Origin of the sequence: Mesonia mobilis DSM 19841 (assembly GCF_000423405.1) — a bacterium.
In the GTDB taxonomy this organism is placed as follows: Bacteria; Bacteroidota; Bacteroidia; order Flavobacteriales; family Flavobacteriaceae; genus Mesonia; species Mesonia mobilis.
This window is the reverse complement of the sequence record NZ_AUHX01000022.1, coordinates 1-7,639: the sequence shown is the minus strand read 5'-3', so window position 1 is coordinate 7,639 and position 7,639 is coordinate 1. Positions and strand designations below refer to the sequence as shown.

Below are 7,639 nucleotides of genomic sequence, written 5' to 3'. Positions count from 1 at the left end.
GCGGATTAAATTGACTAAAAATCATTGCGCAAAGAAATTAAAAGTTAAATGATAATATTTAGAACTCGACGGACTTTAACTTACTCAGTTGGATAAATTGGAATGGATAAATCGTTACGGATAAAAATTGCTCAGCGCTACTCTATTTTTCAAATATTTGCGGAGAAAAAAAAGTAAATTAAAAATCGTTTTCAAAATAATATTGAAATTGGCTGAATAAAAAAGCTCAAAAACGATAAAGTAAAAACGAAAATCTGGACGCAAAAGCACTTTAGGCAACAACGTATACCAGCAATTGCGGCTTTGTGTCCTGCGGACACAACCGCACAAGCATAAAAGTCGGGGATTTTTTCTATCTTAGTTGTCTAATTCCCGCAACTGACGGGTATACAAAACCGTTAGCTAAAATACGAAACAAAAATCAGCGAGTTTAGTTGAAAATTGTGTTTTTGTTTGAGTTTTACTTCAAATCTGAAACTCAAAGTTTATTGAAAAACTCACTCAATTCGCAAAGCAGAAACGGATTAAATTGACTGAAAATCTTTGTAAAGAGAAATTAAAAATTAAATAAAAAAATTAAAACTCATCGAACTTAAACTTACTCGGTTCAATAAATTTAAATGGATAAATTGTTGCGGATATAAAATTATCAGCAATGCTCTATTTTTAAAATCTTTGCGGAAAAAAGTAAAATTAAAATTCGTTTTCAAAATTTTAATTTGAAATCGGTTGACTAAAAAGCTCAGAAACGATAAAGTGGAATCGAAAACCTGGACGGAAAAGTACTTTAGCTAACAACGTTTATCTTCAATCGTGGTGTCGTGTCCTGCGGACACGAACGCTTACGCGTCAAAGTCATTTCTTTTTACTATCTTCATTTCCTAAATTCCCACAACTTAAAGATAAACAAGACCGTTGTCAAAAATGCACAATTACAGCGTGGTAAACTTCAAGTTTCATTTCCAAAACAATCTTTTTCTCGGACGAAAACTTAAAGAAATTTAACGAATCTAAACGGATAAAAAATCACTCAGAAGAAAAGCTGTTTGGAAAAACTTTGCGCAGAAAAGATTAAAAATCCTAAAGAAAATTAGAACTCAGCTGAAAAACTTACTCAAACTCGATAAACCGGAACCGATAAATTGTTGCGATTAAAAATTCATCAGTATTACTCTATTTTTCAAAACTTTACGGAGAAAAAGTAAAACTGAAATTCGTTTTCAAAAGAGTATTAAAACTAAGCTGACAAAAAAACTCAGAAATGATAAAGTGGAATCGAAAATCTGGACGGAAAAAGCACTTTAGACAACAACGTTTATCTTCAATCGTGGCTTTGTGTCCTGCGGACACAGACGCTGGCGCGTCAAAGTCATTTCTTTTTACTATCTTCATTTCCTAAATTCCCACAACTGAAAGATAAACAAGACCGTTGTACCACATACGGAAAAAAATTCTCGAATTAGAAATAATTTATTAGATTTATAAAAAATTGAGAGAAAATGGAAACTATCCGAATTGACATAATAAATCCTAAAGCAAAAAACCTTTTAAAGGATTTAGCTGACTTAAACTTGATTAAAATTAGTAAAGAAAAAAAGAAATCGGACTTCTCTATTCTTTTAAAAAAATTAAGAACTAAATCTAAAGATGAGATTTCACTTGAGGAAATAACAAATGAAGTTGAGCAAGTGAGAAAATCACGATATGAAAAATAAGAAAATAATCCTTGACACAAATCTTTGGATTAGCTTTCTAATTTCTAAAAAATTCAATCAAATCGATAAACTGATTGAAAACAAAGAAATAACCATAATTTTTTCAGACGAATTAATTGAAGAGTTCATAGATGTTGTAAGTCGCCCAAAATTTAAAAAATACTTTTCTAAAAAAGACATTAAAAAAGTTCTCGAATATTTTGACCAATTTGGAGAATTAACTAACGTTAAATCCAACATTCAAATTTGCCGAGATGAAAAAGATAACTTTTTACTTAATTTATCGGTAGATTCGGATGCTGATTATTTGATAAGTGGAGATAAAGATTTATTGGTATTGGAAAAAATTGAAGAAACCAAAATTATGACTTTTGCCGATTTTATTGAAGATATTGGATAAAAATTACGTGGTACAACACCGTATAACAACAATTGCGGCTTTGTGTCCTGCGGACACAACCGCGCAAGCATAAAAGTCGGTAATTTTAGCTATCTTAGTTTTTAACCAACCCGCAACTGATTGTTATACAAGACCGTTGCCAACAATAGCTCCGAAATCAAATCAGCAGGAATAATCATTGAGTTCACTGCAACTTAACGAACGTCTGGCAAAAGCAGAACCGATAACCGGATGGATAATCTGTTCGCAGAGAAAAATTAAAAATCCTAAACGAAATTCAAACTCAACTGATAAACTTACTCAGCCGGATAAATTGAAATGGATAATTAGTTGTGGATTAATTTTACCTCAACTCTACTCTATTTTTTTAAACCCTAACGTCTCTTACAAGCAGCGAAATTAGTTTTAAAAAAAATTATTTCTGGCTTTTTCAATTTTAAAAGCAGGAACGATAAAGTGGAATCGCCAAGCAGAACGTTATCAGTAAAACGTGTCGCTAAAGTAGGCAACACTGTATATCACAAATTGCTGCGCAGGTTTTAGGCTGACATTTCTCTGGTACGTTTAATTATTAATAGTTTTTTAGCTATATTCGTTTCTTAGCGATCGCAACTTGAAGCGATATACAAGACCGTTACCTGCAAGCTGAAAAAAGCCAACGCTCGGTCAAGCACATTTGGTTTTTGCCAACGCTCAAAACCCAACGCTGAAAAACAAAAAGAACTTGCCCTTTCCCATCCCACGATAAGACAATGAATAATTACACTAATAAATAGTGAACTTTTGCTATCTTTGACATCGAATAAACAAAACTTAGGTTTCAAATGAACCGAATTAAAGAGGTTTTAAAAGACAAAGGAATTTCGCAGACTTGGCTTGCCAAACAAACAGGAAAGAGTTACAATACGATTAACGAATATTCTCGTAACGTGAGACAACCTAGTTTGGAAGACTTGTATAAAATAGCTGACATTTTAAACATTGAAGCAAAAGACTTATTGAAAGCCAAAACGAATTTAAATGACTAAAAACAAACAATATAGCAATACAACACAAACAACTAAACAAGAAGCTAATGAGCCCCAAATTTTAGAGTTTAGTGAAAGAAAAAAATGGATTCACCAAGGAGAGGAAGAAATTTCCAATAAATCAAAAGTAATTTCTCTATTTTCTGGAAGTGGAGGATTAGATTTAGGTTTTTTAGCTACTGGAAAATTTGAAATTATTTTTGCGAATGATTTTAATTATCAGGCTTGTGAAAGCTATACTCATAACATAGGAAACCACATAGTTTGCGATGATATAAAAAACATTAAATCTCTACCTGAAGCCGATATAATTATTGGAGGTCCACCTTGTCAAGGGTTTTCAACTGCAAATCCAGCAAGATCATTTGACGACCCTAGAAATCAACTTTTTAAAGAATATGCAAGAATCATTAATGAAGTCAAACCAAAAATGTTTTTAATGGAAAATGTTTCAGGGATGGTTACTATGCAAAAAGGAAAAGTCTTCAAGTTAATAAAAAAAGAGCTATCTAATTGTGGCTATACTCTTTATGATAAGCTCTTAAATTCAAAAGATTTTGGAGTTCCACAAAGTAGAAGAAGAATGATAGTCATAGGTGTTAGAAATGATATTGATAAAAAATTCACCTTCCCCAAACCCTCACACTCGGCTGATAATTATAAAACTGTAGGAGACGCAATATGTAAAACACCTATTTCATCTAAAGACCCAAATCACAAAATAGGTAAACTTACTGACTTAAACCTAAAAAGAATTAAACATATTCCCGAAGGAGGTTCTATGCAGGATTGCCCAAAAGAACTTCAAAATAATAGCGATTTAAAAAGAGCTATGCGTAGACTTGATAGAGAAAAAGAAAGCTACACAATTGTTCATAACAATTGTGACCACTACTATCATCCAACTGAAAATAGGAGAATAACTATAAGAGAGATGGCAAGACTACAAGGTTATCCCGATGATTATGTGTTTTTAGGTAGTAAATCAGAACAGTCAAGACAGGTTGGAAACAGTGTCCCTGTTGGTTTGAGCAAAGCAATGGCAAAGTCCATTTATTCCTTCATTAAAAAAATCGAAATAAATGAATAAATATATTACTCTCGAAAATAAAATATACGAGGCAAAACCTGTTTTAATGCTTCAAAAAGTTAATGATGAAATTCTACCAACAAATCGAAAAAGTGGAAGTGGTGCTGATAAAAATCAATTTTTTATTCAAAGTGAATTTTACGATAACTTAAAGACATTTTTCCCAAATGTCATAAAGGACAGAGAGGAGAAAGAAACAGGCAGAAACAAACCAGTTGTTAAGAATTATTTTGACATTTCTTCAATAGCGAACGATATAAGTATCATTAACAAAGAAATTGAAAGACATTATCCAGATGAAGATAAATTAAACCTAAATGAATTAGTTGAAAAAATGAAAGACTTATCTAAAAGTCAAAATCTGAATTCAACATTTTATATAGAATCCGAAATAGCGAATGCGCAAAATGGGATTGCATTTAAAAACTGGAAAACTGAATTTAAACAAATCATAAAAGAACTACTACTACCCACTACTCAAATAAAGGTGTATTTATTTAATATGGGAGAGGAAATTTCTGCTTTTTGGCAATTCAATCAAGAGTACATTCACCATAATAGAGATAACATTGTTAGTTCTAAACCAGAAAAATTAATTCAGAGAATATTCTATGGTGCACCTGGGACAGGTAAATCTCATAAAGTAAATGAAAAAATAAAAGGAAAAGAAAGTCGAACTGAAAGGGTAACTTTTCATCCTGAATACGATTATTCATCTTTTGTCGGTGGATATAAGCCAGCTATGGATGGTGACAATATTAAATACGAGTTTGTACCACAAGCATTCACTAATATTTATATAAATGCGTGGAATGACCTTGAAAATGATTACTACTTAGTAATTGAAGAAATAAACAGAGGAAATTGTGCTGAAATATTTGGCGACATATTCCAGTTATTAGACAGGTCAAATGACTACAAAATAACACCTTCAAAAGAGTTAAAAGAATATCTTAAAACAAAATTAAGCGGCAACGAGAATATTGATGAAAACAAGCTTCTACTTCCACCAAACCTAAATATTCTGGCAACAATGAATACTTCTGACCAATCGCTTTTCCCAATGGATAGTGCTTTTAAAAGAAGATGGGACTGGGAGTATATTCCTATTAATTATTCAGAAAACACAGAAGAAAATACTTCTGCAAAGTTTGTAGTTGAATTAATAGAAGATGAATCCTTTAATTGGTTAGATTTTATTAAAAATATTAATAAACTAATTAAAAGCAATGATAATCTTGGTATGGATAAATGCCTAGGAAACTATTTCATAAAACCAGATATTGACGAAAATACTATTTCTTTAAAAAGTTTCATTAACAAAGCCATTTTCTATCTCTGGAACGATGTTTTTAAAGACGAAATGGAAGACGAAAGTATTTTTAAAAACAAAACATCTTATGAAGACTTCTTTCCTATAGATGAGAAGGGTGTAGAAAGAGTAAAAGAGATTTTAAAAATTTTGAAACCTGATAATGAATCTTCTGAAGAATGAAAATCTTAATTGAAGGAGAAAAATATAATATAGAAGAACTTAAAGACATTTTTGATGACCCAAAATTTTATCATCAAGAAGGTCAAGAAGCTACTATTCTCTCAGTTGGATATTATCACTCATACGAAAAGGAAGAATTAATTTATATGCTTCCAAAAGTTTTTATGGCAGACAGTGAAACTACTGTTTTTGGATTAAGCAAAAACGAACTATACAATTTAGATACCAGCGAAACTTTCAAACATAAATCAGAATACAATTGGATAAGACAAATTTCGGTTTATTTCTATAATAGTTTATTGCAGTTTAAAAGAAGAAACAAACATTCAGCGATTGTCCAAAGCTCATTATCTGCTACTTTAAACACCAATTTAAAAGACAAAGAGTATTCTTATTTAGATTTGCTTTTAAGCTTTGTGAATTTTTATAAAAAGAATAAAAATCAGATTCTTTTTAAACACATTGAATATAAATCACAGCAAGTTAAAAATCCAAATTGGGAAAAGACAATTAGAAAATCCGTTCCTCTTTTAACGCAGGACAAACAGCCCATTTATAACATATACCGCAATAAAAAGAAAATCCTAAATAACGAAGAAGAACTATTAATTTACTTCTTTTCAATACTCAATCATTTTAATAAAGAGCATAATCTATTCCTCACTATTGACAAATCCTACACACTAATAAAAGGTAGAAAATTTGAACTTTTACAAAAAAATGGGTTATCCAAACTGCGAAAAATAAAATATAGGTACTTCAATGACACATTAAGAAAAATGTATCATTTGTGCGAAATATATTTTTCTCAAACGGATACAAGCAGTATCAAAAAAAAGAAAGAAGAATTTATTTCTGTAAACAATTATAATCTTGTTTTTGAAGATATGATTGATAAGCTTTTTTCAGACCCAATAATTGAGAAAAAGACGGAAGATGGAACAACTTTAAAACACTTAAAATACAATGATGACGGAAAAATAATCGACCATATTTTCGATTATCAATCGTTATTAGATACTAGCGATATTTTTTACATTGGAGATTCGAAATATTACAAATCGGACAACACCGCTGGTAAAGTATCTAAATACAAACAATTTACTTACGCTAAAAATGTGATTCAGTATAATATTGACTTACTGAATGAAACTGGAAACTATTACACAGAGAATTTAAGATATCGGGATAAAATCACAGAAGGTTATAACATTACCCCAAACTTCTTCATTTACGGATATATAAATAATTATAAAAACTTTGAAACGAGCGAGCTTGATGAAAAAAGAGATATTGTAAAATCATTCCATTTTGCCGACCGCTTGTTTGACAGAGATACTCTTTTTGTACATCAATATAAAATCAATTTTCTATATGTTTTAAAAGCATATTCTCAGTTCGGAAATATGACGATTGGAAAATTTAGAAGAGAAACTAAAGACAAATTTAGAAATAACTTTATTGAATTCTTTTCAAATAAGAAATCCGAATTTGAATTTTATGAATATAAAAAACAGGATTTTGAGAATTTTGTGGAAAAGAATTTTAGAAAAATAAACGGCAAAACCTTCATCACGAAAGACGAAAAATTGATTTTGGCAAAACATAAAGAAGATGAGAGTTTAAACGAAATTCTAACTGAATTTAAGGAATATGAATTACAATAGCCAACGCAAGTTCAAGCACATTGCAATCCTCGTTCCTGCGGTTGCAAAGAGCTTTTACGCCAATGCTAACAAACTTAAAAAAAAAGCCAGCAGGTAACAACGTATAACAACAATTGCGGCTTTGTATCCTGCGGACACAACCGCGCAAGCATAAAAGTCGGTAATTTTAGCTATCTTAGTTTTCAAACAATCCGCAACTGATTGTTATACAAGACCGTTAGCTAAAATACGAAACAAAAATCAG

6 protein-coding genes are annotated in these 7,639 nt (G+C 30.8%); all 6 read left to right on the top strand.

Annotated features, from left to right (window positions below; translation table 11 throughout):
- The first annotated feature begins 1,499 nt into the window (after positions 1–1,499).
- A complete protein-coding gene (locus tag G551_RS0111810; protein WP_027885764.1) occupies positions 1,500–1,715 on the top strand; it encodes a hypothetical protein in 216 nt (71 codons plus the stop codon).
- Positions 1,705–2,115, top strand: coding sequence for a putative toxin-antitoxin system toxin component, PIN family (locus tag G551_RS0111805; RefSeq protein WP_027885763.1), 411 nt, complete (start codon positions 1,705–1,707; stop codon positions 2,113–2,115). Before G551_RS0111810 ends, G551_RS0111805 begins: the two co-directional genes overlap by 11 nt.
- Before the next feature lie 824 nt (positions 2,116–2,939).
- Entirely contained in the window at positions 2,940–3,143 is a 204-nt protein-coding gene (locus tag G551_RS0111800; protein WP_027885762.1) for a helix-turn-helix domain-containing protein, read from the top strand.
- The gene (locus G551_RS15825) at positions 3,136–4,233 is read left to right on the top strand and encodes a DNA cytosine methyltransferase (RefSeq protein WP_051191389.1); all 1,098 of its coding nucleotides are present in this window, start codon (positions 3,136–3,138) and stop codon (positions 4,231–4,233) included. Before G551_RS0111800 ends, G551_RS15825 begins: the two co-directional genes overlap by 8 nt.
- Positions 4,226–5,728 (top strand): AAA family ATPase, encoded by a 1,503-nt coding sequence (locus tag G551_RS16275; protein WP_051191388.1) that lies wholly within the window; start codon positions 4,226–4,228, stop codon positions 5,726–5,728. The genes G551_RS15825 and G551_RS16275 overlap by 8 nt, the downstream gene beginning before the upstream one ends.
- Positions 5,725–7,395 (top strand): hypothetical protein, encoded by a 1,671-nt coding sequence (locus G551_RS0111785; RefSeq protein ID WP_027885761.1) that lies wholly within the window; start codon positions 5,725–5,727, stop codon positions 7,393–7,395. The genes G551_RS16275 and G551_RS0111785 overlap by 4 nt, the downstream gene beginning before the upstream one ends.
- Positions 7,396–7,639: the final 244 nt, after the last annotated feature.